The organism is Pseudomonas helvetica (genome assembly GCF_039908645.1).
GTDB classification, from domain to species: domain Bacteria; phylum Pseudomonadota; class Gammaproteobacteria; order Pseudomonadales; family Pseudomonadaceae; genus Aquipseudomonas; species Aquipseudomonas helvetica.
In genome coordinates this window covers 42291-68220 of record NZ_CP150917.1, presented here as the reverse complement: position 1 = coordinate 68220, position 25930 = coordinate 42291, and the positions used below count along the sequence as shown (strand labels likewise).

General features: G+C 58.7%; 26 protein-coding genes. 7 read left to right on the top strand and 19 right to left on the bottom strand.

Translation table 11 applies throughout. From position 1 onward, the window contains the following. Positions 1-57 precede the first annotated feature (57 nt). Entirely contained in the window at positions 58-831 is a 774-nt protein-coding gene (locus AABM55_RS00345) for a MetQ/NlpA family ABC transporter substrate-binding protein (protein ID WP_347928521.1), read from the top strand. A 153-nt stretch (positions 832-984) separates the two neighbouring features. On the opposite strand, the gene AABM55_RS00340 is transcribed toward AABM55_RS00345, so the two are convergent. Genes AABM55_RS00340 through AABM55_RS00320 form a run of 5 tightly spaced genes read right to left on the bottom strand, consistent with a single transcriptional unit; the run spans position 985 to position 4890 of the window. Further along, a complete protein-coding gene (locus AABM55_RS00340) occupies positions 985-1620 on the bottom strand; it encodes an SCO family protein (RefSeq protein ID WP_054594936.1) in 636 nt (211 codons plus the stop codon). Next, positions 1617-2516, bottom strand: coding sequence for a heme o synthase (gene cyoE / locus AABM55_RS00335; protein ID WP_054594935.1), 900 nt, complete (start codon positions 2514-2516; stop codon positions 1617-1619). The genes AABM55_RS00340 and cyoE overlap by 4 nt, the downstream gene beginning before the upstream one ends. Continuing rightward, positions 2504-3583, bottom strand: coding sequence for a heme A synthase (locus AABM55_RS00330; protein WP_103314899.1), 1080 nt, complete (start codon positions 3581-3583; stop codon positions 2504-2506). Before AABM55_RS00330 ends, cyoE begins: the two co-directional genes overlap by 13 nt. A gap of 10 nt (positions 3584-3593) precedes the next feature. After that, positions 3594-4184, bottom strand: a complete 591-nt coding sequence (locus AABM55_RS00325) for a hypothetical protein (RefSeq protein ID WP_347928520.1) — start codon at positions 4182-4184, stop codon at positions 3594-3596. Beyond that, complete coding sequence (locus AABM55_RS00320) at positions 4150-4890, bottom strand: SURF1 family protein (RefSeq protein ID WP_054594933.1); 741 nt, start codon at positions 4888-4890, stop codon at positions 4150-4152. Before AABM55_RS00320 ends, AABM55_RS00325 begins: the two co-directional genes overlap by 35 nt. Before the next feature lie 69 nt (positions 4891-4959). Between AABM55_RS00320 and AABM55_RS00315 the strand changes: the two genes are divergently transcribed. Continuing rightward, positions 4960-5163, top strand: a complete 204-nt coding sequence (locus AABM55_RS00315) for a twin transmembrane helix small protein (protein WP_019694466.1) — start codon at positions 4960-4962, stop codon at positions 5161-5163. Between the two features lie 8 nt (positions 5164-5171). Here the strand turns inward: AABM55_RS00315 and AABM55_RS00310 are convergent, their stop codons facing one another. The 4 genes from AABM55_RS00310 to coxB all read right to left on the bottom strand — a co-directional run bounded on the left by AABM55_RS00310 (position 5172) and on the right by coxB (position 9488). After that, on the bottom strand, positions 5172-6059 hold the full coding sequence (locus AABM55_RS00310) for a cytochrome c oxidase subunit 3 (RefSeq protein WP_054594932.1): 888 nt from the start codon (positions 6057-6059) through the stop codon (positions 5172-5174). A 34-nt stretch (positions 6060-6093) separates the two neighbouring features. After that, the gene (locus AABM55_RS00305; protein WP_054594931.1) at positions 6094-6651 is read right to left on the bottom strand and encodes a cytochrome c oxidase assembly protein; all 558 of its coding nucleotides are present in this window, start codon (positions 6649-6651) and stop codon (positions 6094-6096) included. Positions 6652-6682: 31 nt separating this feature from the next. Continuing rightward, positions 6683-8278 (bottom strand): cytochrome c oxidase subunit I, encoded by a 1596-nt coding sequence (ctaD, locus tag AABM55_RS00300; RefSeq protein WP_103314896.1) that lies wholly within the window; start codon positions 8276-8278, stop codon positions 6683-6685. A gap of 82 nt (positions 8279-8360) precedes the next feature. Next, complete coding sequence (gene coxB, locus AABM55_RS00295) at positions 8361-9488, bottom strand: cytochrome c oxidase subunit II (protein ID WP_054594929.1); 1128 nt, start codon at positions 9486-9488, stop codon at positions 8361-8363. Positions 9489-9861: 373 nt separating this feature from the next. On the opposite strand from coxB, the gene AABM55_RS00290 reads away from it, so the two are divergent. Continuing rightward, positions 9862-10512, top strand: a complete 651-nt coding sequence (locus AABM55_RS00290; RefSeq protein ID WP_054594928.1) for a hypothetical protein — start codon at positions 9862-9864, stop codon at positions 10510-10512. 34 nt (positions 10513-10546) lie between these two features. Here AABM55_RS00290 and AABM55_RS00285 read toward each other — a convergent pair whose 3' ends face one another. The 4 genes from AABM55_RS00285 to AABM55_RS00270 all read right to left on the bottom strand — a co-directional run bounded on the left by AABM55_RS00285 (position 10547) and on the right by AABM55_RS00270 (position 15400). Beyond that, positions 10547-11509, bottom strand: coding sequence for a transposase (locus AABM55_RS00285; RefSeq protein ID WP_347927096.1), 963 nt, complete (start codon positions 11507-11509; stop codon positions 10547-10549). A 229-nt stretch (positions 11510-11738) separates the two neighbouring features. Continuing rightward, positions 11739-13277, bottom strand: coding sequence for a SulP family inorganic anion transporter (locus tag AABM55_RS00280; protein ID WP_347928519.1), 1539 nt, complete (start codon positions 13275-13277; stop codon positions 11739-11741). Between the two features lie 89 nt (positions 13278-13366). Next, positions 13367-14098, bottom strand: coding sequence for a carbonic anhydrase (locus AABM55_RS00275; protein WP_347928518.1), 732 nt, complete (start codon positions 14096-14098; stop codon positions 13367-13369). A 243-nt stretch (positions 14099-14341) separates the two neighbouring features. Further along, entirely contained in the window at positions 14342-15400 is a 1059-nt protein-coding gene (locus tag AABM55_RS00270; protein WP_347928517.1) for a PA0069 family radical SAM protein, read from the bottom strand. A gap of 244 nt (positions 15401-15644) precedes the next feature. On the opposite strand from AABM55_RS00270, the gene AABM55_RS00265 reads away from it, so the two are divergent. Continuing rightward, complete coding sequence (locus AABM55_RS00265; RefSeq protein ID WP_054594924.1) at positions 15645-15947, top strand: hypothetical protein; 303 nt, start codon at positions 15645-15647, stop codon at positions 15945-15947. 99 nt (positions 15948-16046) lie between these two features. On the opposite strand, the gene AABM55_RS00260 is transcribed toward AABM55_RS00265, so the two are convergent. From AABM55_RS00260 to AABM55_RS00250, 3 genes are read right to left on the bottom strand one after another with little or no spacing between them, the layout of a single operon-like run. Further along, positions 16047-17354: a cytochrome c gene (locus tag AABM55_RS00260; protein WP_347928516.1), complete on the bottom strand. Its 1308-nt coding sequence runs from the start codon at positions 17352-17354 to the stop codon at positions 16047-16049. 12 nt (positions 17355-17366) lie between these two features. Then, positions 17367-19151, bottom strand: coding sequence for a GMC family oxidoreductase (locus tag AABM55_RS00255; RefSeq protein WP_054594922.1), 1785 nt, complete (start codon positions 19149-19151; stop codon positions 17367-17369). A 2-nt stretch (positions 19152-19153) separates the two neighbouring features. Beyond that, positions 19154-19894 carry a gluconate 2-dehydrogenase subunit 3 family protein gene (locus tag AABM55_RS00250; RefSeq protein ID WP_347928515.1) on the bottom strand — a complete coding sequence of 247 codons (741 nt, stop codon included), beginning with the start codon at positions 19892-19894 and terminating at the stop codon, positions 19154-19156. Positions 19895-20202: 308 nt separating this feature from the next. Here AABM55_RS00250 and AABM55_RS00245 point away from each other — a divergent pair, with 308 nt between their 5' ends. Next, positions 20203-20859, top strand: coding sequence for a dual specificity protein phosphatase family protein (locus AABM55_RS00245; RefSeq protein ID WP_054594920.1), 657 nt, complete (start codon positions 20203-20205; stop codon positions 20857-20859). Positions 20860-20996: 137 nt separating this feature from the next. Here AABM55_RS00245 and AABM55_RS00240 read toward each other — a convergent pair whose 3' ends face one another. Then, a complete protein-coding gene (locus tag AABM55_RS00240) occupies positions 20997-21287 on the bottom strand; it encodes a YheV family putative zinc ribbon protein (RefSeq protein WP_019694456.1) in 291 nt (96 codons plus the stop codon). Continuing rightward, positions 21284-23362 carry an oligopeptidase A gene (prlC, locus tag AABM55_RS00235; RefSeq protein WP_347928514.1) on the bottom strand — a complete coding sequence of 693 codons (2079 nt, stop codon included), beginning with the start codon at positions 23360-23362 and terminating at the stop codon, positions 21284-21286. The genes AABM55_RS00240 and prlC overlap by 4 nt, the downstream gene beginning before the upstream one ends. Positions 23363-23424: 62 nt before the next feature. Here prlC and AABM55_RS00230 point away from each other — a divergent pair, with 62 nt between their 5' ends. Together AABM55_RS00230 and AABM55_RS00225 are read left to right on the top strand one after the other, a co-directional pair. Then, the gene (locus AABM55_RS00230; protein ID WP_054594919.1) at positions 23425-23970 is read left to right on the top strand and encodes a gamma carbonic anhydrase family protein; all 546 of its coding nucleotides are present in this window, start codon (positions 23425-23427) and stop codon (positions 23968-23970) included. A 27-nt stretch (positions 23971-23997) separates the two neighbouring features. Continuing rightward, the gene (locus AABM55_RS00225) at positions 23998-24648 is read left to right on the top strand and encodes an HAD family hydrolase (RefSeq protein WP_347928513.1); all 651 of its coding nucleotides are present in this window, start codon (positions 23998-24000) and stop codon (positions 24646-24648) included. Positions 24649-24810: 162 nt separating this feature from the next. On the opposite strand, the gene AABM55_RS00220 is transcribed toward AABM55_RS00225, so the two are convergent. After that, complete coding sequence (locus AABM55_RS00220; RefSeq protein ID WP_054594917.1) at positions 24811-25887, bottom strand: aminopeptidase; 1077 nt, start codon at positions 25885-25887, stop codon at positions 24811-24813. Between the last annotated feature and the right edge of the window lie 43 nt (positions 25888-25930).

Here is a 25930-nt window from a genome sequence, read left to right as displayed (position 1 = left end):
AATCGCCGGCCACGGCTGGCAGGCGCTCGAAAGGGCGCCTCACAAGGAGTTTGCTGGATGAAAAAACTACTCGTCGCATTCGCTGCCGTTGCAGCGTTCTCCGCTCAGGCCGCTGAAACCCTGACCGTCGCTGCTACTCCGGTTCCGCACGCGGAAATCCTCGAGTTCGTGAAGCCGGCACTGGCCAAAGAAGGCGTCGACCTCAAGGTCAAGGTGTTCACCGACTACGTGCAGCCGAACGTACAGGTTGCCGAGAAACGCCTGGACGCCAACTTCTTCCAGCACCAGCCGTACCTCGATGAATTCAACAAGGCCAAGGGCACACACCTGGTGAGCGTTGCCGGTGTGCACCTCGAGCCGCTGGGCGCGTACTCCAACAAGTACAAGACCCTTGCCGAACTGCCAGGCGGCGCCAACGTGGTGATCCCGAACGACGCCACCAACGGCGGCCGCGCACTGTTGCTGCTGGAGAAGGCTGGCCTGATCAAGTTGAAGGATTCGAAAAACATCCTGTCGACCGTCAAGGACATCACCGAGAACACCAAAGACCTGAAGTTCCGTGAACTGGAAGCCGCGACCATCCCGCGCGTGCTGACCCAGGTCGACCTGGCGCTGATCAACACCAACTACGCGCTGGAAGCCAAGCTCGATCCGTCCAAGGACGCGCTGGTGATCGAAGGCAAGGACTCGCCTTACGTGAACATCCTGGTCGCCCGCGCGGACGACAAGGACAGCGACGCGATGAAGAAACTGGTTGCTGCGCTGCACAGCCCGGAAGTGAAGGCGTTCATTCTGGAGAAGTACAAAGGCGCGGTATTGCCGGCGTTCTGATCTGCTGATGTAAAACAAAACGGGGACACAATCACTGTGTCCCCGTTTTTTTATGCCTGTGTCCCGTCTGGCTGCTATGGCCCTTTCCACTGTAGGAGCACAGCTTGCTGGCGATGGCGCCCGCAAGATCGCCATTGCCAGCAAGCTGTGCGCCTACATACGCTTGAGCATCACCGGCAACTGGGCCACCAGTTTCGTGTTGTTCAACGGTGCACGAATGAACCCGCGCTGGGTGCCGTCCGGCCCGATTACCGCCAGGTTGCCGCTGTGGTCGACGGTGTAGTTGGGTTTGCTGGTGTCCGCCGGAATGAACGGAATGCTCACCGCATTGGCGACTTTCTGCAGGTCTTCGACCGAAGCCGGTGTCAGGCCGACAAACTGCGGATCGAAGTAGCCCAGGTACTGCTTGAGCTGCTTGGGGGTGTCGCGGTTCGGGTCGACGCTGACCAGAATGATCTGCAACTTGTCGACCGCGTCCGCTGGCAGCTCGCTCTTGATCTGCCGCAGCTGTGCCAGGGTGGTCGGGCAGATGTCCGGGCAGAAGGTGTAACCAAAGAACAGCAGGCTCCACTTGCCTTTCAAAGCGTTGACCGTGACCGGTTGGCCGTCCTGATTGGTCATCTGCACGTCCGGCAGGTTACGGCTTTGCGGCAACAGGATGATCCCGGCGTCGATCAGCGCAGTCGGATCGCCCTGGCCTTTGCCAGACAGTACTTTGTTGACGGTAAGCCCCAGGACCAGCGCGATCAGGGCAACAAGAATGAAGACGGTTTTCTGGGTTCGGGTCATAGGTTCAACATTAAGTAGTGGTCTACGAGCAGGGCGATAAACAGCAGGAACAAGTAATAAATAGAGTACTTGAAGGTGTTGATCGCCGCGTGCGGCTGAGTGCCACGGTACAGCACCACGGCCCATTGCAGAAACCTCGCGCCCAGTCCCAGGGCGCAAACCAGGTACAGCAAACCGCTCATGTGAATGACATAGGGCATCAAGCTCACGGCCAGCAGGGCAAAGGTGTAAAGCAGGATGTGGATCTTGGTGTAATGCTCGCCGTGGGTCACCGGCAGCATGGGAATATCGGCCTTGGCGTACTCCTCCTTGCGATGAATCGCCAGCGCCCAGAAGTGTGGCGGGGTCCAGGCAAAGATAATCAGCACCAGCAGCAGCGGTTCGGCGCTGACATGCCCGGTAGCGGCGACCCAACCCAACAGTGGCGGCGCAGCGCCGGCCAGTCCGCCGATAACGATGTTCTGCGGCGTCGCCCGCTTGAGAAAACCGGTGTAGACCACCGCATAGCCAAGCAGCGAGGCGAGGGTCAGCCAGGCGGTCAGCGGGTTGGTGAACGCCAGCAGCAGGGCTTGCCCGGCCACCGCCAATAACAGCGCAAAGGTCAGTGCGGCGGTTGGTGAAACCCGGCCTTCGGCCAGTGGCCGCTTGTGCGTGCGCGCCATCACCGCGTCAATCCGCCGGTCCACCACATGGTTGACCGCCGCCGCGCCGCCCGCGCACAGTCCGATCCCCAGGTTGCCAAACACCAGCACCGTCCACGGCACCCCGGCACGCGTGGCGAGAAACATACCGACCAGCGACGTGATCAGCATCAACACCACGACTTTCGGCTTGGTCAGCTCCAGATAGTCACGCCAGATCGCTTGGCGGTGACGTTCGCCGATCAGAGTCGCCATGGCATTTCTCCTTTTATTGTTATCGGCCCGGCCGTGTGTTTACGCGGGCTGAAGCGCCAGCGTCCGGGCGTCTGCTGTCTGACTCGAACCAGGCTGGTTCGTGCGTGATAGTTGACCAGCACCATCGTCAGCAACAGCGCCGCGCCGCCCGCGTTATGGGCCACGGCCACCGGCAACGGCAGGTGAAACAGCACATTGCTGATGCCCAGGGTGATCTGCACCGCCAACGCCCCCAGTACCAACCCGGCGAGTCGGGTCATGCCGACGACCTTGAGCTGCCAGGCCAGCCCCAGCAGCACCAGCGTGACCAGCAAAGCGCCAATGCGGTGAGTCAGGTGAATCGCCGTGCGCGCATCGCTGTCGAGCTGTCCGCCGAGGTAGTTGGGGCCGATGTGTTGGGTCAGGTGAAAGCCGTTGGCGAAATCAGCCGGTGGCAACCATTGGCCGTGACAAGTGGGGAAGTCGATACAGGCCACCGCCGCGTAGTTGGCACTGACCCAGCCGCCGAGAGCGATCTGCCCGATCACCAGCAACAACCCGGCCGTCGCCCAGTACTGCAAACGTCGCGGCACGATCAGCGCCGGCAATACACCGGACAAGCGCAAGGTCAGCAGAAACAGCAGGCTCAAGGTTGCAAAGCCACCCAGCAAATGCCCCGTCACCACCTGCGGCCAGAGCTTGAGGGTGACCGTCCACATGCCAAAGGCCGCTTGGGCAAACACTACCGCCAGCAAGAACAACGGCAGCTTCAGGGGTTGGTCCAGATGATGGCGATGAGTCCAGGAACGCGCCGCCAGCAACACAATCAGCAAGCCAAGGGTGCCAGCGAAATAGCGGTGAATCATCTCGTTCCAGCCCTTGTGGGCAACCACCGGCGTGTCTGGAAAATGCAACTCGGCATGGGCCAGTTGGGCTTCGCTCTTCGGCACGCTGATAAACCCGTAGCAACCCGGCCAGTCCGGGCAACCAAGGCCGGCATGGGTCAGCCGGGTATAGGCGCCCAGCAAGACGACAATCAGTGCCAGCAAGGTGGCAAACAGCGCGAGGCGAAATCCAGGTTTGGCCATGACGATGCCCTTATCCGATGTTCGACAGTTTCAGCAGGTGGCGCAGGTCGTTGAGCAGGTCCTTGCCTTTGACGGTAGGGTCGAAGCGCAGCACCAGATTGCCGTGCGGATCGATGATCCAGAGCTGCGCCGAGCCTTTGCCCTGAACATTTTTAGTGTAGGTCGAAAGGTCCAGTGGATAACGCTGCAACTGCGGGTATTCGCGCTTGAGCTTGTCCTCATAGTCCGCGCTCAAGGGTTGGGCCACGGCCAATGCATGGCTGGCACGCGAGGCATCACGACCCAGAGCGACCTGAATCTGCCGGGCCAGGTACACCAACTGCTGACAATCGACCGAGCAGTCCTGCGGTGCGGTCACCAGCATCTGCCAGCGGTCTTCGTCCGCCTGCACCCCCAACTCGGCACGGCTCTGACCGTTGCCGATCAGTTCACCGTGATAGCTGCGACCTTCCGGCACCCAGAACTGCAACTTGTACATGCCGGTGGCTAGGATCATCGGACCAATCACCATCAGCAGGATCAGCACCAGCTGCCAGCGCCCACGACGACGCTGTGGCGCCTGCGCTTCAGACATGTTGGGTGGATTCATGGCCGCTCCCATGCTGTTTCTCCTTTGCGTTGTGCCATCCGAAGTAGAGATAAAGACCGAACAGCGCGAGCGCCATGGCGAACCACTGCACGGCATAACCGAGGTGTTTTTCCGGCCCCATGGCCACGACCGGCCAATCGGCCTCGTAGGACGCCGGCCCGGCTTCTTCACGTAATTCGTAAGCAAACCCGGTTCGACCCAGCTCGCTCCAGAGCTTGGCCGGATCGATCGCCGTCACCAGCCGTGGCCAGTTGGCATTCGCCGGATCGGCGTGCAGTTGAAAGGTCGCACCCGGAGCGACATACACCCAGGCGTCGAGACTCAACGATTGCTCGGGGGTGGTGAACACCGGCGGTGTGCGCCGGTTCGGCCACGGCAGCCAGCCGCGATTGAGCAATAACCAGAGACCGCTCGCCTGGTCGTGAAAGGGTTGCAGCAGCTCGACCCCCGGCCGGCCATTGCGGGTGCGGTTGTCGAGCAGGTAACTGTGGGCCGCATCGAACTGGCCATGCAGGCGAACGCGTCGGAATGCCGGGTCTTGAGTGCTCGACAGTAGTTCGCTGGTCATCGGTTCAGCCACGCGGCGTTCGGCGTAGCTCGCCAGCAACACGCGTTTCTGCTCGCCCCGGCTTAATTGCCAAAACCCCAGAAAGACCAGCAACGGCAGCAGTGCGAGCACCACCAGGGTCGGTGCGATACCTGGCCGAAAGCGCTTCATGGCGTCGCCAAAAAGTTGATAAACAGGGTAGCTATACTCAAGTACATCGCATTCCCCCGGAGTCTCACCATGCTCAAAGCAGCCATCGTCCTGATGCTGATTGCCACGGTTGTCAGCCTGTTCAGCGGCCTGTTTTTTCTGGTCAAGGACGACAGCAGCTCAAAACGCCTGGTCACCGCCCTGAGTGTTCGTGTCGGCCTGGCTGCCATCACCGTCGGCTTGATTGCCTGGGGATTCTTCAGCGGCCAGCTGGTGTCCAGCGCGCCCTGGTAAGCGCCACCTCAAAGCACGTAAACGAAGACAAACAGGCCAATCCACACCACATCGACGAAGTGCCAATACCAACTGGCCGCCTCGAAGCCGAACTGGTGATCGCCATCGAAATGCCCACGCATGATCCGCATCAGCATCACGAACAGGATGATCGTGCCGATGGTCACGTGAGCGCCGTGGAAACCGGTCAGCATGAAGAAGGTCGCGCCATACACGCCTGAGCCCAGGGTCAGTCCCAGCTCGTGATAGGCGTGGATGTATTCCTTGGCCTGGAAGCTGAGGAACGCACAGCCCAGCAGTACTGTCAGCGCCAGCCAGAGCTTCAGTGCGCCGCGATGGCCCTTTTTCAAGGCATGGTGGGCGATGGTCACCGTGACGCTGGAGCTCACCAGTAACACCGTGTTCAGCAGTGGCAAGCCCCAGGGACTGATAACTTCCTTGGGCGGCGGGAAGAGTGTCGGGTCAGGGGTGTGCAGCAGCGGCCAGGCGAACTGGAAGTTCGGCCAGAGCATGTGCGCGATGCCCTTGCCGCCCTCACCGCCGAGCCACGGCCCGGACAGGTTACGCACGTAGAACAGCGCACCGAAGAAGGCGATAAAGAACATCACCTCGGAGAAAATGAACCAGCTCATACCCCAGCGGAACGAGCGATCGAGCTGCGAGCTGTACAACCCCGCGCGGCTTTCCTTGATCACCGTGCCGAACCATCCGAACAGCATGTAGGCCAGCAACAGGCCGCCAACGAAGAAGATCAGCGGGCCGTGGGATTCCGGGCGCGCGGCCTTGAGGTCGTTGAACCAGGTCGCCAGGCCAAACACGGTGACGAACATGCCGATCGTGGCAATGATCGGCCATTTGCTCTGGGCGGGAACGTAATAATGCTCATGACTTGCCATTTATTGTTCTCCTTATCGGGCACGCTTGAACGCCTCAAGGACCGGCATTGGTGTTTGCCACGACCGGTGGATGACGTGCGGTGATATCGAACAGCGTGTAAGCCAGCGTCAGGTGCTTCACATCCTTGGAAATCTCACGGTCAACGATGAAACGTACGGGCATTTCGATTCGTTCGCCGGGTTGCAGCACCTGCTGGGTGAAGCAGAAGCACTCGGTCTTGTGGAAATACACCGCTGAGTCGCCCGGAGAAATGCTGGGTATCGCCTGCGCGCTCATCGGGTGATCGGTCGGGTTGCGGGCAACGAAGATCATCTCGTTTACTGCCCCCGGATTGATCACCATGTCGTCGGCCTTGGGATAAAACTCCCAGACCATGTCCACGGCGTTGGTCGACAGAAACTGCACGCGAATTTGCCGCGACGTGTCGACCACCTGCTCGCCTTCGTACTGCCCGGCGGTTTTGCCGTTGATACCGAACGCCTTGCACATCACGTCGTAAATCGGCACCAGGACAAACCCGAAGACAAACATGCTGGCCACCACCAACAGCAGCCGGGTGACCAGCTTCTTCAAGGAAATAGAGTCAGCCATGGCGCAAGCCCTCCCACAAAGGTCATGGCGTTCATTTCACTTCCGGTGGCGTGACAAAGGTGTGATACGGCGCCGGCGACGGCACGCTCCACTCCAGGCCTTCCGCACCTTCCCAGGGTTTCGCCGGGGCTGCCGGGCCGCCACGGATGGTCTTGATCACGATGAACAGGAAAAAGATCTGCGTTGCCCCGAAGGTGAATGCGCCAATCGACGACACCATGTTGAAGTCGGCGAATTGCAGGTTGTAGTCCGGAATCCGCCGCGGCATACCCGCCAGGCCCACGAAGTGCATCGGGAAGAAGGCCATGTTCATGCCGATGAACGACAGCCAGAAGTGCAGCTTGCCGAGGGTTTCGTCGTACATGTGGCCGGTCCATTTCGGCATCCAGTAGTAGGCCGAAGCGAAGATCCCGAAGATCGCCCCCGGCACCAGCACGTAGTGGAAATGCGCGACCACGAAGTAGGTGTCCTGGTACTGGAAGTCCGCCGGAGCGATGGCCAGCATCAACCCGGAGAACCCGCCAATCGAGAACAGGATCACGAACGCTACGGCAAACAGCATCGGTGTCTCGAAAGTCAGCGAGCCTTGCCACATGGTGCTGACCCAGTTGAACACCTTGACCCCGGTGGGCACCGCGATCAGCAGCGTCGCGTACATGAAGAACAGCTCGCCCACCAGCGGGATGCCGACCACGAACATGTGGTGCGCCCAGACGATGAACGACAGGAAGGCGATACTCGCCGTGGCGTAGACCATCGAGGTGTAGCCAAACAGTGGCTTGCGAGAGAAGGTCGGAATGATCGAGCTGACGGCACCGAACGCCGGCAGGATCATGATGTACACCTCGGGGTGGCCGAAGAACCAGAACACGTGCTGGAACAGCACCGGATCACCGCCACCGGCAGCGCTAAAGAAGCTGGTGCCGAAGTGGATATCCATCAACATCATGGTCACGCAACCCGCCAGCACCGGCATCACCGCGATCAACAGGAACGCGGTGATCAGCCAGGTCCAGACGAACAGCGGCATTTTCATCAGGGTCATGCCCGGGGCACGCAGGTTGAGGATGGTGGCGATCACGTTGATCGCGCCCATGATCGAACTGATACCCATCAAGTGGATGGCAAAGATGAAGAAGGTCACGCTTTCCGGCGCGTAGGTCGTCGATAGCGGGGCGTAGAAGGTCCAGCCGAAGTTCGGTCCGCCACCCGGCATAAACAGCGTCGACACCAACAGCAGGAACGCTGCCGGCAACAGCCAGAAGCTGAAGTTGTTCATCCGCGGCAGGGCCATGTCCGGCGCGCCGATCATCAACGGAATCATCCAGTTGGCGAGGCCGACAAACGCCGGCATCACCGCACCGAAGACCATCACCAGACCGTGCATGGTGGTCATCTGATTGAAGAATGCCGGTTCGACGATCTGCAGGCCGGGCTGGAACAACTCGGCGCGAATCACCATGGCGAACGAACCGCCGAGCAGGAACATCATGAAGCTGAACCACAGGTACAGCGTGCCAATGTCTTTGTGGTTGGTGGTCAGCACCCAGCGCATCAGGCCCTTGGCCGGACCGTGGACGTGGTTGTCGACGATTGCATGACCGTGGTCATCGTTCACAGCATTCATGGCCTGTCTCCTGCAAACGGGTGGGCTGGACGGCTCGGGGTGATTAGCCCCAAGCGTTCAAGGGAACACGCAATAGACCGGGTCATTTGCTTGCCGCCTGTTTGAGGGCCAGTACGTCTTTAGGGGTGACCATGTCGCCTTTGTTGTTGCCCCAGGCATTTCGTTCGTAGGTCACGACGGCGGCGATATCGACTTCCGACAGCTGCTTGCCGAACGCCGCCATGGCGGTGCCGGGTTTGCCGAAGAACACACGATGCAGATGGTCTTCTATTGGCCCGGTCGCGATAGGCGAACCTTTGAGTGCCGGGAACAGCGGTGGCATACCCTGGCCTTCAGGCTGGTGACAGGCAGCACAGGTGGTGTGATAAATCTTGTCGCCGCGTTCCTTCAGCTCGTCGAGGGTCCACTCTTTGCTGGTCAGCTCCTTGAGCTTGGCGGCGTCGGCTTTGCGCTCAGTCAGCCAGGTGTCGTAGTCGGCCTGGGTTTTGACGTCGACCACAATCGGCATGAAGCCATGGTCCTTGCCGCACAGTTCGGCGCACTGGCCACGGTAGATGCCGGGCTTGTCGACGCGGGTCCAGGCTTCGTTGACGAACCCTGGAATTGCATCGCGCTTGACCGCAAACGCCGGCACCCACCACGAGTGGATGACGTCGGCAGAGGTCACCAGAAAGCGCACCTTGGCACCGATCGGCAGCACCAGCGGCTGATCGACTTCCAACAGGTAATTTTCGCCTTTGGCAGTTTTGTTGTGGATTTGCTCTTGCGGGGTGGCCAGGTTGCTGAAGAACTCGACGTCCTGACCCAGGTACTTGTAGTGCCACTTCCACTGATAACCGGTGATCTGGATATCGATATCCGGCTCACTGGTGTCATACATCTTGATCAGGGTCGCGGTCGCCGGAACGGCCATGGCGACCAGAATGATGAAAGGCACCACGGTCCAGAGGATCTCGACCGTCGTACTTTCATGGAACTTGGCAGCCACCTGCCCGGTGGAGCGTCGATGCAGCATCATCGACCAGAACATGGCGCCGAAAACGATGATGCCGATCACCACACAGATCCAGAAAATGGTCATGTGCAGGTCGAATACTGCGTGACTGACTTCAGTCGCTCCAGGCGCCATATTCACAGTCCAGGCCGCTTGCGCCTGACCGAAAATCGACCACAACAGGAGGCCCATCCAGACATGTGGATGTCGCATCATTGCGGGTTCCCCTTATCGTTCTTGTTATCCCGCCGGCTAACACCGACGGCAAGGGAGCGGCTTTTTCAGACTACGAACTTGAATCGCCGGGCCTTGCTGCCTACGCAGTCGGGCGTCATCAGCTAACTCCATTCAGATCCGAGTATAGACAGCGAGTGCGACCCCGCAATGCGATGGCGTAAATGAGCTGAAACACCTGACACTTGCGCCACAGGCCACGGATGGAGAAGGATGTGGGATCGGTGATGGCAAATCGATATAACGCAGCGGCATGAAAGGTGAAATAATTATGACAAATACGTCTTAGCCACGTTTATAAGCAGGCTAACTTATGTCTTCCCCTATTTCCTTGCCTTCGTTTCCTGGAGTTTTCATGAACACCGCCGCATTGCGCGAGCAGATTCAACGTGCACAACAACATGAAGCCGAAACCGGTCAGCTGACCCGTCAGCTGGAAGTCCAATTGCCGCACCTGCATTCATCCATCCAATTGCCAGACATCGACGCCAAGGGCGTGATGACCCGTTTTGTCACTGCTTATATAGAACAAGTGCCGGACTTGCTCGACGCTGCCAATGACGTAGCGCGCGAAGCGGGGATCGAATCGCAGATCAAACCGGTGCTGACAATCGCCGAGCAGTTCTTCCTCCAGCCACCGGCAATCATGGCCGGTCACGAAGGCCTGGATGGCCTGCTGGACGAAGCCTACCTGGCACATCGCCTGGTAGAAGAGGTTAACGACCTCTACATCAAACATTTCGGCCAGCCACTGATCCCATTGGACATGACTGTCGCCAACCTGATTGCCCACCAACTGATCGGCGAGGACTTCGCCAATCAACTGGATGAGGCTGTGCATCACGCCGTTGATGAGATGCTGAACGAAGAAAGCTTCGCGCTGGAGTCCGTCGAAGCCTACCGGGAAAAACTCAACAGCCCGGACACCGGCGCCGCCTGGAAGCGCTGGCCATGCCTGTCGCGCCAGCTGGGCGTAGGCCTGGAACTGGATCAGCCTGCGGCTTGATCCAACTGTAAAAACCGAACACCTGTGGGAGATTCTATGTTGCAGGACAACCCTGCAACGGTCGATTCGGTTGGTATTCGCTCTGGTTTTTCATCAGGGCGAACGCCACCCGGGCGAGTTTTCGGGCAAGGATTACCAGGGCCTGAGTCTTCTTGAAACCTCTGGCCAGGTACCCTTCATAAAAGGGTTTCCAGGTCGCTGAACGACAGGCGGCCATGGCCGAGTTGTGGGCCAAACGCCGTATTTCCGGATCCCCTTTCTTGGTCAGACTGCGACTCCCCGTCTTTTTTCCCGAGTCATCAACCCTCAAGTCCATGCCCAAAAAAGCGATGAAGGCATTGCTGTCCTTAAACTCGCCACGCAAAAAAGCCGTCGCAAATCCGGTTGCCGTCAGTACACCGACGCCTTCAATGGCCTTGCAACGCTCAATATTTTCGGCGGCTCCGGCCTCTTTGCTCAGGTCACGCAGCTTTTTTTGAATGGCCAAATCCGAGTGCTTAAACGTCCCCATCAGACATTTCAGCTCTTCTTCCAGGCGCGGCTCATTGGCCCAGCTCTGAGCCAGACTGACACGCGCCTTGATCAGTGCTGCCCGTCGATGAAGCAGGCTTTGCAGGGCCTTGTAAGCCTTGGGCGGCGGGCTCCAAGCGCGTAACCCAGCCTGTTCATGCGCCAGATACCGAGCCAGAAGACGGGCATCGCACGGATCATTTTTAGCTCGTTGGCCGACACCGCGGCGGTAATGACTCAAGCGATAACCGTCCACGACGTAGACCTGATGACCCAACTCATGGGCCAACTCAACCGTGTCCAAGTGGTAAATGTTGGTGGCCTCGACGGCAATGCCACTTTTGGCGGGCAGCGTCTTGAGCCAGCGTTTGAGTGCTGCCCGATTATTGGGGATGGCTTGTGTGGTTTGCAGATCGGCGCGATAGACGAGCACCTCGGCCTTGGCCACATCAACACCCACGACCGTTTGCGAAGTAAGGATTGTCATGACGAATCCTCGGAGCTAGGGTTTAAGAGCTTGTTGGGGTCTACCGTTGCGCTGGCTTGTCTCTATCGTCGGCCTTGCCGATGAATTCCTTATTGGCGCTTTTGGGTAGAAGGGGTGGGACGAAGTCTCCCACGGTCTGTACTGGCTAGAGTCAGAATCGGGCTTTTAGTCCCACCCACCCCTTCAAGTCTAAACATACAAGCGGGCTTGCCCGCTCCCACACTGTTATCTATCCCGCGGAACCCACTCCTACGGTCGTCCGCAATCGCCCCTCCAGCCGGCGCTTCAATCCGCGCGCCTCGATCAGCAGTTTCGAGCCTTTGCTGGCATTGGCCCGCCCCCATTCCTCAAGCAACTCCAGACATGAGTGGTCGATATAACTCAGGTTATTCAGCGGCACATGCACCGTCGCGCCCGCCGGAATAGCCCCTAGCACCCGGGTCAACGCCGGCACCTTGAGAAAGGTCGCAGCCCCCATCAATCGCAACTCCATTTCGCCCTCTGCCGGAAGGTTGATCAGGCTGATTTTCAGTCGAGAAGCCTTCCAGGCCAGCTTCGCCAGGGTCAAGCCAAAACCGACCAGCACTCCGGTCAGCAAGTCGCTGAAGATAATCGCCAGCGCGGTCACCGCGTAGGTAATCATCGGCATCCGGCCATACCGTCCCAGTCCGCGAAACGCCTTCAAATCCACCAGTTTCACCCCGGTGTACACCAGCACGCCTGCCAGACTGGCAACCGGGATGCTTTGCAGCACACTGGACAACAGCAACACAAATGCCAGCAGCCAGACACCGTGAAAAATCGCCGACAACCGCGTTTTGGCGCCGGCCTGTACGTTGGCTGAACTGCGCACGATCACGCCCGTCATTGGCAGAGCGCCGACCAGACCGCAGAGCATGTTGCCGATGCCTTGGGCGGACAGTTCGCGGTCGAAATCCGAACGCTCGCCGCTGTGCATGCGATCGACCGCAGCGGCCGAAAGCAGGGTTTCGGCGCTGGCGATAAAGGCCACGGCAAAGGCGGCGATCAGCAGGTTGGGGTCGGCGAAATTCAACAGGTCGGCCGGTTTCAGCCAGTCAATTGCCTCGGCGAGGTTAGCCGGGACTTCGACCCGCTTGACGTTCAATGCCAGCGCCAGACTGGCAAGGGTCGCCAATCCAACGCCAAGCAACGCACCAGGAATAAAGCGCAGCGCTTGCGGGCGAAATTTCTCCCACAGTCCCATGACCAGAATCGTCGACAGCCCAAGCAGACCGGCCTGCCAACCCAGCCCGCCACCCAGGGTCGGCAAGGCTTGGGCAACAGCCGCCGGAAACCCGCTGAGGTTGTCCAGGCCTGAGGGTTTAGGGACTCCGTCGAGCATCACATGTATCTGCGACAGCACGATCAACACACCGATGCCTGCCAGCATGCCGTAAACCACCGCTGGCGCCGTCACGCGGAACCAGCAGCCCAGCCGCAAACGCCCTGCCACCAGTTGCAGAAACCCGGCCAGTAGCAAAATCGGCCCAAGCATCGCCACACCATGCTGGCGCACCAGTTCAAAGACCAGTACCGCCAGCCCCGCAGCCGGACCACTGACTTGCAGCGGCGAACCGGCCAGCCAACCGACCACCAGACCACCGATAATCCCGGTGATCAGGCCCTTGGCCGGCGGCATGCCGGAAGCGATTGCAATGCCCATGCACAAGGGCAGGGCGACCAGAAACACCACCACCGAAGCCAGCAGCTCCCGTGGCAAAACAGCTTTCAATTGCGCAGCACGCATGAGCGTTCTCCTGAGATTCTTCAGGCGTGGCGAAGCCCGACCGCTTTTTCAGCAGCCTTGGCCAGACCAGACAAGGTGTTTAGGAGGATTTAGAAGCGCGCTTTGGGCGTCGCCACGGGAATCGGATGACTGCCATCCAGAGGCAGGAAGCAGCCCTTATCCGCGTCGTAGGCTTTTATTTCGCTGGTTTCGATGCTGTAGACCCAGCCATGGATAAACAGCTGACCGTTGGCCATGCGCGAGGCCACTGAAGGGTGAGTGCGCAAATGCTGCAACTGGGCGATGACGTTTTCTTCGGTAAGCACCTGCATGCTTTCGTTTTCGTCAGCGCAATGGCAGTTTTCCTGGACCATGGTTTTTGCCACTTCGGCGTGGCGTAGCCAGGCTTTGACCGTGGGCATTTTTTCCAGGCTTTGCGGATTGAGTACAGCACGCATGGCACCGCAATCGGAATGCCCACAAATGATGATGTGCTGCACGCCAAGAGCCAGCACTGCATATTCGATGGCCGTGGAAACCCCGCCGTTCATCTGGCCATAGGGCGGCACTACGTTGCCAACGTTGCGGGTGACAAACAGATCGCCAGGAGCGCTTTGGGTAATCAATTCGGGAACGATGCGCGAGTCCGCGCACGCAATGAACATCGCTCGGGGCCGTTGAGCCGTGGCGAGTTTCTTGAAGAGTTCTTCCTGTTGCGGGAAGACCTCGTGGTGGAAGTGTAAAAAGCCGTCAACGATATGCTGCAGCGCTGCATCGGCGCTTTCAGCCACAGGGAGGGCGGAAGCCGACGCAGCCAACGGCTGTTTATCCTTGTCACTCATGATTCATCCTCTTTGACGGAGTAGGGAAATTTTCCCGATTTACCTGGGATAAAGCCAGCGACTGGTAAGGAAACATCCAGATCGCCGATCAGTGACCATCCAGTCACTTGATGAGCAAGGTACCCACCGAAACTTAACTCAAACTGAATCAACTGCTCTAGAACGTGCGTTCCAGGTTAAAAAAAACGTGACTGACGGACAAACACACAACGCTTTTCACTACTCACCATAGGCCAATTGTTGCTAAAGCAACGACATTTGAGCCCCGGGCGGACAAAAGGCTGTGCAGTCCAGGTTGAAGCCTTCACGTTGATTGAGCCCAAGACGTTTTATTGTTTTGGCGAAGCGTTGCGCCAACAGATCGGCGAACGGTCCTTCACCGCGCATACGAGCGCCAAAACGACTGTCATACAGTTCGCCGCCGCGGCTTTGACGGATCAAACTCAATACATGGGCTGCACGCTGCGGATAGTGGGCTGCCAGCCACTCCTCGAACAACGGTGCCACTTCCAGCGGCAGACGCAACATCATGTACGCCGCACTCTGCGCACCGGCCGCGTGAGCTTCGGTCAGCAGGCTTTCCAGTTCACTGTCGTTGATCATCGGGATCATCGGCGAACACAAGACACCCACCGGAATCCCGACCTCACGCATGACCCGAATCGCCCGCAACCGCGCCTTCGGGGCGGCCGTTCGCGGCTCAAGGATGCGCTTGAGCTCGTCGTCGAGGCTGGTCAGGCTGATCATCACCGCCACCAGCCGCTGTTCGGCAAGCTCACCGAGCAAATCCAGATCACGAAGAATCAACGAGCCTTTAGTGATGATCGTCACCGGATGCCGGTAACGCAGCAGCACCTGAAGAATCCGCCGGGTGATTTTGTGTTCACGCTCGATCGGCTGATAGGGATCGGTATTTGAGCCCAGATTGATCGGCGCACACTGATAACCGCGCTTGGAAAGCTGCTGCTCCAGTACGTCGGCCGCGTTGCTTTTGGCGATCAGCTTCGTCTCGAAGTCCAGCCCCGGTGACAGGTCCCAGTAGGCATGACTGGGTCGCGCATAGCAGTAGATGCAGCCGTGCTCGCAACCTCGATAGGGATTGATCGAGCGATCGAAGGGCAGGTCGGGCGAGTTGTTGCGGGTGATGATGGTTTTCGCCGTTTCGATGCGCACCTCGGTGCCTTGGGTCAGCGGTGCTTCCTGGTACCAGCCATCGTCTTCGACCACCGAACGGTTCGGTGCAAAGCGATTGTGCGGGTTGCTGGCGGTGCCACGTCCGCGAGGTGGCAAGGGCGTGAACATTGGAAAAACCCTCATTACTGTATGCGTGTACAGTACCGAAAGATCCAATGTCAGGCCAGTGCCGTTCGGCAGCTTCAGCGAAAAGATCAGGCTAGCCGCCTACCCACTTTATATAACTACTTGCTAATCACGCTATATACGCAAGAACGAGAAACATATAAGCATTGGTCATCCGATAAAGATAACCCGTACTATCCTTGGCACACGCACCACCAGACTGAATAACCATTAAAAGGATTTAACAATGTCTTTCTTTAATCAACGCGGTATCTTTCTGCAACTTATGCAGCCGAGTCCTTCTGAACCCAATACCCTGGTTTCACTGCAACTTGCCCGTAAAGAACTTGGCTGGGATGCGGAAAATGAAATGCAAACCGAGACGCTGGTGAAATCGATTTTCATGACGGCTGTTTCCAGCGACGGCGGGCACTCCTTCACCCTCGGAACCGTGCGCAAGGATGTCGACGGTGATGGCGACATTGATGCCGATGACAAAGCCAAGCTGCTGGCACTGGCCAAAGCTTACGCAAATATTGTTAATCCATGATTAAACTTGATCGCGTGGCGGCTAATGCACTCTACCGATCATAAACCAACGCCTGCGAGGCTCATTTCGCAGGCGTTGATTATTACAACTTAATAAACATCAATTAGAACTTGTTAGTTTTCCAGACTTGTCAGCAGGCATTGATTTCACTTCATCCTTGCGCACCTCAGCGACGTCAGCCGGCTTAATCTGCGCCCCCTTGTTTCCCCAACTCGTGCGAATGAAGTTCACCACATCCGCCACTTCCTGATCCGACAAACGCCAGGCGAATGCCGGCATGGTGAACGTCGACGGCGCCGTGTGGGTCGCCGGCAAGGTACCGCCCTTGAGCACGATATTGATCAACGAGACCGGATCGTCCGATTGCAACACCGGATTGCCCGCCAGTGCCGGGAATACCCGGGTGTAGCCATGCCCGTCGGTACGGTGGCAGGCGGCACAGTTGTCGATGTACACCGAGGCACCGGGTTTGCTGTCGTCACCTTTCCACAGCGCTTGTGCCACTTGCGGGTCGTACGGGTGTGGCTGATCGTTCGGATCATTCGCCGGCAAAGACTTGAGGTATCGGGCGATCGCTGTCAGGTCGTCATCGCTCATATATTGCATGCTGTGTTCCACCACATCGCTCATGCCGCCGAACACTGCACTGCGGTCACTACGACCGGTCTTGAGGAACTGCACCAGTTGCTCTTCGCTCCAACTACCGAGTCCATCCTTGTGATCGCCACGCAAGCTTTTCGCGATCCAGCCTTCTAACGGCGCACTGCCTGACAGAAACGCACTGCCTTCGTTGGCGCTCAAGGCTTTTTCCTGCATGGTCAGGGCTCGTGGCGTATGGCAAGCGCCGCAATGTCCGAGGCCTTCCACCAGATAGGCTCCACGGCTGATTGCCGCCTCTTTACCGTCGGCCGGCTGATACGCCACGACGCTTGGCGCAAACATCCAGCGCCAGCCGGTCAGTGGCCAGCGCATGCTCAACGGCCAGGGAATGTCGCTGCCCTTGTTCTCTTGAGTGACCGGCGCCACGCCTTTCATGAAATAGGCATACAAGGCTTTCATGTCTGCATCGCTGACACGGGCATAGGACGGATACGGCATCGCCGGGTAAAGCGTACTACCGTTTTTGGCCACACCATGGCGCACGGCTTTGTCGAAATCGTCAAAGCTGTAGTCGCCCAGGCCGGTTTTGTCCGGGGTGATGTTGGTGGAATAGATCGTGCCGATCGGCGTCTCCATCGGCAGTCCGCCTGCAAACGGCTTACCACCCTTGGCGGTATGGCAAGCCACACAGTCACCCGCGCGGGCGAGGTATTCGCCCTGTTTGATCAACGCTTGCGATGCATCTTCTGCCGCGCTGATCGAGCAACTGCCGAGCAGGGCAAGGGTGGCGATAACGAGATTTTTCATGGTCATCGCTCCTTAAGCCTGAACCAGCGGGCCGGGATTCTTCAGGTACTGCTCGCGAATCGCCCGCGCCGACCAGTAGGTCAGTGCCGCGACCAGACCGGTCGGGTTGTAACCCAATCCTTGCGGGAACGCCGAAGCGCCCGGCACGAACACGTTATGTACGTCCCAGCTCTGCAAATAGCGGTTCAGCGCACTGGTTTTCGGATGAGTGCCCATGATCGCGCCACCATTGAGGTGGGTGGTCTGGTAAGAAGCCGTGTTGAAATGTTCACCCACCTGCTTGCCGAGCAGGGCAATGGCCTTGGGGTTCATCGCTTGTGCGATCTTGCTCATCTTGTCGACCATGAAGCGATTCATCTTGATGTCGTTTTCATGCCAGTCGAAAGTCATCCGCAGCAGCGGCTGGCCGTAGGCATCGCGGTAAACCGGGTCGAGATCCAGGTAGTTGCCTCGGTAGGACTGATGCGCACCGTGAGCGTCCATCGACACCTGGTGGGTGTAATAATCGGCAGTCGCACGTTTCCATGCACTGCCCCAGGCGGGTGTTCCCGGCGGGTTCGAAGTTCCGGCAATCGGCCGGCTGCCGGCCTGGTTGACCCACATCGGTGCACCACCGACAAAGCCGTGCGGGCCGTGATCGAAGTTGTCGGCGTTGAAGTCATCCACCGCCACACCATTGCCACCTGCGCCAATGAAATTATTGGTGTGCACGTCTTTGTCGAAGTAGGCCTTGATCGTCGCCATGTTCTGATAGGCGAAGTTCTTGCCGACCACACCTTCGCCGCTGATCGGGTCGTACGGTTTGCCGATCCCGGACAACAGCATCAACCGCACGTTGTGGAACTGGAACGCACCGAGGATCACCAGGTCCGCCGGCTGCTCGATTTCCCGACCCTGACTATCGATGTAGGTCACACCGGTCGCCTTGCGCTTGGTACTGTCGAGATTGACCCGCAATACGTGGGAATTGGGTCGCAACTCGAAGTTCGGCAATGGCTTGAGCGCCGGCAGGATGTTCACGTTCGGCGAAGCCTTGGAGTACATGTAGCACACGTAGCCACTGCAAAAACCGCAGAAGTTGCACGGTCCCATCTGCGCACCGTAGGGATTGGTGTAGGGCCCTGAGGTATTGGCGGAAGGCAGGTTGTAGGGTTTGTAACCGACAGCATTGGCGGCATTCTGGAACAACTGCGCGGAGTAGGTGTTCTTCTGCGACGCCAACGGGAAGTGGTTCGAACGGTCCGGCGCATAGGGGTTACCGCCCTTGCCTTCGCCGACCACTTGACCTTTCACGGTCCAGGCCTGACCCGAGGTACCGAAGACTTTCTCGGCGTAATCGAAAAACGGTTCCAGCTCTTCATAGCTGACGCCAAAGTCCTGGATGGTCATGTCCTTGGGGATGAAGTGCTTGCCGTAGCGCTCCTCATAATGACTGCGCATACGCAACTCGATCGGATCGACCCGAAAGTGCACACCCGACCAGTGCAGTCCGGCTCCGCCCACACCATTACCCGGCAGGAACGCCCCGAGCTGACGGTTGGGCAGCGCAATGTCATTCACGCTATGGCGAATGGTCACGGTCTCTTTGGAGATGTCCTGAAAGAGTTTCTTGCGCACGCTGTAGGTGAGTTCGTCGATCACCTGCGGATAGTTGCCGTCGGGGTAGGTGTCCTGCATCGGCCCGCGTTCCAGCGCCAGCACATTGAGGCCAGCCTCCGTCAGTTCCTTGGCCATGATCGCGCCGGTCCAGCCAAACCCGACGATCACTGCGTCGACCTTCTTCATCGTGGTTGTCATGCTCACGCCCTCTCGCCGCGAATAGAAACTGCCGGGAAGGGGTATTGCTCGTTGCGTTCAACCCAATCCATGAAATCGGCGCGCGCGCCGGGAAAGCCGATCATGGTCCAGCCGACCATGCCTTTGTTGCCGCCGTGGATCGGGTCGCAGAAGAACCCTTCCTTGGTGTTTTGCAGCAAAAGGCTGAAAAAAATCTTCGGCGGGACGCTGTCGAATGTTGGCGTACCGGCCTCCAATTGCTTGAGCAAATCGTCTCGGGTAGCGCTGTCTTGCGCAGCAAAAGCTTTGCCGTTGAACGCCTTCGACCAGGCGTCCGTCGCGGCGATACCCAAACGGTAGATGTCCTTGGGAACCAGTTTGCTCTGCCAGCCCATTTCCGGCGCAGCGTCTGCATTGAACGGGCCTTGCATGTACCAGAGAGCACCCGCCGCGTACGGGGTATTCATTTGCCGGTCGATGTACTCCGGCACACCCGCTTCGAGTGCACCCGGTCCCTGTTCATCGGCAGGAATCAAGCGGGCAACCGCTGCCTGGATGAATACCCACTCTTCGGCGGTGAAGTAGCTCGGCTCATAAACACTGCTACTGACCGGCGTTTTGCCAGGACCGGCCGGTGCGGCTTCAGGAGCGGCCATCAAGACCGAACTGCCCAAACCGGTACTGGCAACGGTGACCACCGGGATCAAGGTCAGGGATTTGCGTAAAAACTCACGCCGCGGGTTGTCTCGATCTTGATCAGACATGGGGGGGTGCACCTCATCAGGCATTCACGGATAGATCAGCTGCTTCATGGAGCAGCTTGTCGTTTTGGCAGCGATGCAGGCCGATAAGGCCCGAAGGAAAAGAACATATCTGCAAACTTTAGTTACAAATGGTAGCAGGCTAAGCATATGAGTGAATCGTTTCAGTTTAAAATCCACAGATTATTTCTGAAGTATCGAGGGCCCCTCAGGCTTAACGATTCTTTGACAAGCCCCTCACAGAGCTTTGACTGCTCAGGGTTCAGGCTGGGATTTAGTCACCCATTCCTTCATCCACGGCTCCCTGACTCATGTCGAAAAACCACCTCTTGCTCGCACTGTGCCTGTCGCTCATGGCGTTATTTGCGTTCGATCAGGTTCAAGCCGAGCAAACCCAATCCATCCGTCCCGGCGAATGGGCCCAGCCCGTCGAAGCGCAGTACGGCCTTTACCAGATGTCACCGACTCTCTACCGCAGCACACTTCCCGATCACGGAGCGCTGCCGCTGCTGGAAAAACTCCAGATCACGACGGTGATCAATTTTCTGCCCGAGTCCGACGCAAGCTGGCTATCGACACCCGGCATCAACCTGGTGCAATTGCCGTACAAGACCAGCCATGTCGATGACAGCGAGGTGCTCAGTGCATTGCGGGCCATACAAACCGGTCAAAGCAAAGGCCCGGTGTTGATCCATTGCAAACGCGGATCGGATCGCACTGGCCTGATGGCTGCGATGTACCGCGTGGTGGTACAAGGCTGGAGCAAGGAAGACGCCCTCGACGAAATGACCCAGGGCGGTTTCGACGACAATACCCACTTCAAGAACGGAATTCGCTACATGATGAAGGCAGATATCGACAAACTGCGTACCGCACTGGCCAACGGCGATTGCAGTACCAGTGTGTTTGCGACCTGCTCGATGAAAAGCTGGTTGAAAACGGTCAATAGCGAAAAACCGAAGATCTGAGGGGCGCGCCACAACCAGCCCCTGCCCCAAACAGGCAAGGCGGGGTCGTGAACATACAATCGAGGAGTGTGGCGTCAGTCGATAAATACCGCCTTTGAGCGCTCAGACTCAAAGGCGGATTACCAAGCGCCGGGAGATCAGGAGTGATCGTCGGGCTTTTTCTTCAGCTTCGGATTGGGGAAGAACTGCACTGCCTGGACCTTGGCGTCCGGGACTTTCAACGCGGTGGTGTTGACCCGCGTACCCAATTCCTTGGGCACTGACAGACCTTGCTCGTTCAGCGTGTCGGAATAACCACAGGCCACGCATTCGCGGTGCGGCACCTCGTCTTCGCTCCACATCATCAACTTGTCCGGCTCGCTGCACGCCGGGCAGACTGCCCCGGCGATGAAGCGTTTCTTGGTTTTGCTCACTGGCGCGTCACTCATGCTGCCGCGTCCTCGTCGAGGCCGCTATGGCGCAAGAGTGCGTCAATCGACGGCGCACGTCCGCGGAAATCGACGAACAGCACCATCGGCTCCTGAGAGCCGCCGCGCGCCAGGATCGCCTCGCGGAACGCACGACCGGTGGCCGCATTGAGCACGCCGTCTTCCTCGAATTTCGAGAAGGCATCGGCCGACAGCACTTCAGCCCATTTATAGCTGTAGTAACCCGCCGCGTAACCGCCAGCGAAGATATGCGCGAAGCTGTTAGGGAAACGGTTGTAGGCCGGCGGACGCATTACCGAAACCTCGTCGCGCACGCCTTCAAGCACTTGCAGTACGCTGCGACCGTCGCCATGGGTAGCGTGCAGCTCGAAGTCGAACAGCGAGAATTCCAGCTGGCGAACCATCATCAGCCCGGACTGGAAGTTCTTCGCGGCGAGCATTTTTTGCAGCAGGTCCTGCGGCAGTGGCTCGCCGGTTTCGTAATGACCGGAGATCAGCGCCAGGCCTTCCGGCTCCCAGCACCAGTTTTCCATGAACTGACTTGGCAGCTCGACCGCGTCCCACGCCACGCCGTTGATCCCGGACACGCCGGAATATTCAACGCGGGTCAGCAGGTGATGCAGGCCGTGACCAAATTCGTGGAACAGCGTGGTGACTTCATCGTGGGTCAGCAGGGCAGGCTTGCCACTGTCGGCCGGGGTGAAGTTGCACACCAGATTAGCCACCGGGCTTTGCAGTACACCTTCAGCGGTGCGGCGACGGTCGCGGGCGCCGTCCATCCAGGCACCGCCGCGCTTGTTGGCACGGGCATACAGGTCGAAGAAGAAGCGCCCGACGTGCTCGCCGTTCTCCTTGATTTCGAACAGGCGAACGTCCGGATGCCAGGTGTCGAAACCTTTCAGCTCGGCGATTTCGATGCCATACAGACGCTGAACGATGGCGAACAGACCGCTCAGGACTTTATCGATCGGGAAGTACGCACGCAGGGTTTCCTGGGCAACGCTGTAACGCTGTTCACGGAGTTTTTCGCCGTAGAAACCGCTGTCCCAGCTTTGCAGATCAGGGCAACCCTGTTCGGCAGCGTAGGCTTTGAGTTGCTCGAGATCCTGCGCGGCGAACGGTTTGCTGCGCTTGGCCAGATCGCGCAGGAAGCTCAGCACCTGATCGCTGGACTCGGCCATTTTGGTTGCCAGGCTCAGCTCCGAGAAACTGGCGAACCCCAGCAGCTTGGCCAGCTCCTGACGCAGGTCGAGGATCTCTTCCATCACTGGGCTGTTATCGTTCTGACCGGCGTTCGGGCCTTGGTCCGACGCACGGGTGCAGTAGGCGGCGTAGACTTCTTCGCGTAGCGCGCGGTCTTGGGCGTAGGTCATCACCGCGTAGTAGCTCGGGAATTCCAGGTTGATCAGCCAGCCTTGCAAATCTTTGGCTTGGGCGGCGGCGGCCATTTGCGCCTTGGCCGAATCGGTCAGGCCGGCGAGGGCGGCCTCATCGGTGATGTGTTTGGTCCAGGCCTGGGTGGCATCGAGCAATTGGTTGGAGAAATGGCTGCCCAGCTCGGACAGCTTGCTCTGCACCTCGGCGTAACGTTTTTGCTCAGCCGCCGGCAAATCGATACCCGACAGACGGAAATCACGCAGCGCGTGTTCCAGAATGGTTTTTTGCGCGACATCGAAACCGGCTGCTTCCGGGCTATTGACCAGCGCTTCATAGGCCTGGAACAGCTCGCGGTTCTGGCCCATTTCGGTGGCGTAGGCACTCAGCGCCGGCAGGCAGGACTCGTAAGCCTCACGCAGTTCGGCACTGTTGCACACCGCATTCAGGTGACTGACCGGGCTCCAGGCTGCGCCCAGGCGATCGTTCAGTTCGTCCATCGCCAGCACCAGGCCCGCCCAGGTAGGCTGTTTGCCCTGGGTTTTGAGGATCTCGGCGATGGCGGCGCGGTTGTCCGCAAGGATCTGTTCGATGGCCGGTTGTACGTGCTCGGCGCGGATCGCCGAGAACGGCGGCAGGTCGTAGGGCTGCAAAAGAGGATTGTTCACGCTCACGGTTGGCACCTTGGCTGGAAGAAACATGTGGCCATCTTAATTACAATCGACGCCAACCGCAGCTATCAACAACAGAGAGAGAGCCTATCGTGTCCCTTCGCAAGTACCAGAACCACACCCCCGTGCTCGGCAAATGCGCCTTTGTCGACAGCTCGGCGGTGGTGATCGGCGACGTCGAAATAGGCGAAGACAGCTCTGTCTGGCCGCTGACCGTGATCCGCGGCGACATGCACCGCATCCGCATTGGCCAGCGCACCAGCGTGCAGGATGGCTGTGTGCTGCACATCACCCACGCCGGGCCCTTCAACCCTGACGGTTTCCCGCTGTTGATCGGCGACGACGTGACCATCGCCCACAAAGTCATGCTGCACGGCTGCTCCGTCGGCAACCGGATCCTGATCGGCATGGGCAGCATCGTCATGGACGGCGCGGTGGTCGAAGACGAGGTGATCATCGGCGCTGGCAGCCTGGTGCCGCCGGGCAAACGCCTGGAAAGCGGTTTCCTCTATGTCGGCAGCCCGGTGAAACAGATCCGTCCACTGACTGACAAGGAACGGGCGTTTTTCACCTACAGCGCGGCGAATTACGTGAAGCTCAAAGACCTGCATCTGGCCGAAGGCTACGACCAGCTCTGACACCGGCAGACTCACTCAGGAATATTCATGCATTACCAAACCGTTTTATTCGACCTCGATGGCACCCTGACCGACCCGCGTGAGGGCATCACTCGCTCGATCCAGTTCGCCTTGAGCAAACTGGGGATCGACGAGCCAGACCTGACCAAGCTCGAACACTTCATCGGCCCGCCGTTGCTGCAAGCCTTCATGCAGTTCTACGACTTTGATGAGCCGAAGGCCTGGGAGGCGGTGAATTTCTACCGCGAGCGCTTCAAGGTTACCGGCCTGTACGAAAACCGCGTGTTCGACGGTGTCATGCCATTGTTGGAAACCCTTGATGGGCAAGGGCGGCAGCTGTATATCGCGACGTCGAAGCCGTGGGTTTTCGCCCGGGAAATCGCCCGGCACTTCGGTTTCGATCGGCACTTCAAAGTGATCTACGGCAGCGAACTGGATGGCACCCGCACCGATAAGGTCGAGCTGATTGCCCATTTGATGGCCGAAGAAGGCCTGGACCCGGCCACCACACTGATGATCGGCGACCGCAAACACGACCTGATCGGCGCCAAACGCAACGGTCTGGACGCAGCGGCGGTGGGCTATGGATTCGGCAGCCACGAAGAATTGAGCGCCGAACAGCCGGCGTATCACTTCGAGACATTGGCCGAGTTGCATCAGACGTTTTTGCGGGGTTAACCGCTGGACCGCTTTTGTGGCGAGGGAGCTTGCTCCCGCTGGCCGGTCCGCGCTCGGGCGCAGCAGTCGTAACCTGTGGAAGGTGTTCAACTTGAAACACCGTGCCGCATGATATTGGGGTCGCTGCGCGACCCAGCGGGAGCAAGCTCCCTCGCCACAGGGCTATTTGCCAGCCAACGCTTTCAACGCTGCCTTTCGCTCCCCAACTGGCAACCTGCCGAGTTTTTCCACGGCGGCGTAGAAAGCCACCCAATTACCATCGATCTGTCTAAACAAAGCGGAAAACGCCGGCACCCATTGATCATAGAGTCCGAATGGCAGCAGCCGGGCGTTGTTCATCGGGGCATTGATCCAGGCATCAAAGCGCTTGTCGCCGGCCCATTGGCTGTCGCGCAGGGTTCGATAATCGCTGCGCAAACGTTCGAACTCGGCGACTTTACGCTGGCGCATCTGTTCGGTCGCAAGGGGCAATGCATAGAGTTTTTCGAGTCGCGTACGGGTGTCCAGAATCAGCTGGGTAAATTGATCACGTTGCTGCTCTTGAGCTTTGCCGGCCGGCGGTAAACCGCAAGCTGCACGCCATTGGCGGGTGCCTTCCTGTTCGACGAAGGTGGCGAAAGACTCGTTGAACTCTGTGTCGTCCTTCACATAAAACCGCTGATGCGCCAGTTCGTGAAAAATCAGCGTCGCCAGACGCTCGTCACCCCAGTTCATCATTGAACTGATGATCGGGTCGTTGAACCAGCCCAAGGTCGAATAGGCTTCAACACCGCTGATCGACACGTCCATGCCCTGCAGGCGCAACAGCGCAGCGTTGCCTCGCGCGGCGCTCTGGCTGTAGTACCCGCGATAGGCCACGCACCCGGCGATCGGAAAGCAATGATTCTGCGGCTTGAGGGAAAACTCCGGCGTGGCGAACACATTCCACACCACATACGGTCGGCCAATGTCGGCGTAGAGGCGATAACTTTTGTTGTCTGGCAAGTGCAACCGCTGGCTGGCGAACTCGCGGGCCTTTTGCGACTGAGCCAGGCGCGCGCGCAGTTTCGCGTCACGCGCAGGGTCGGCAACCACCTCGCTCACCGGCTCACGCGCCCGCAGCAATTGCCACTGACCGCTGGCCAACTGACCGTAGTAATTGACGCTCGAGCAACCGTTCAGCAACAAAAGCAACGCGGCCGGAAACAAAACGCGCAAAACGCGATCAAGTAACCGATGGCTTGAAAGCAGCCTGATCACATCAAATCATCCTTGGGGAGTCTGCCCGCAAGACTATCTCGCC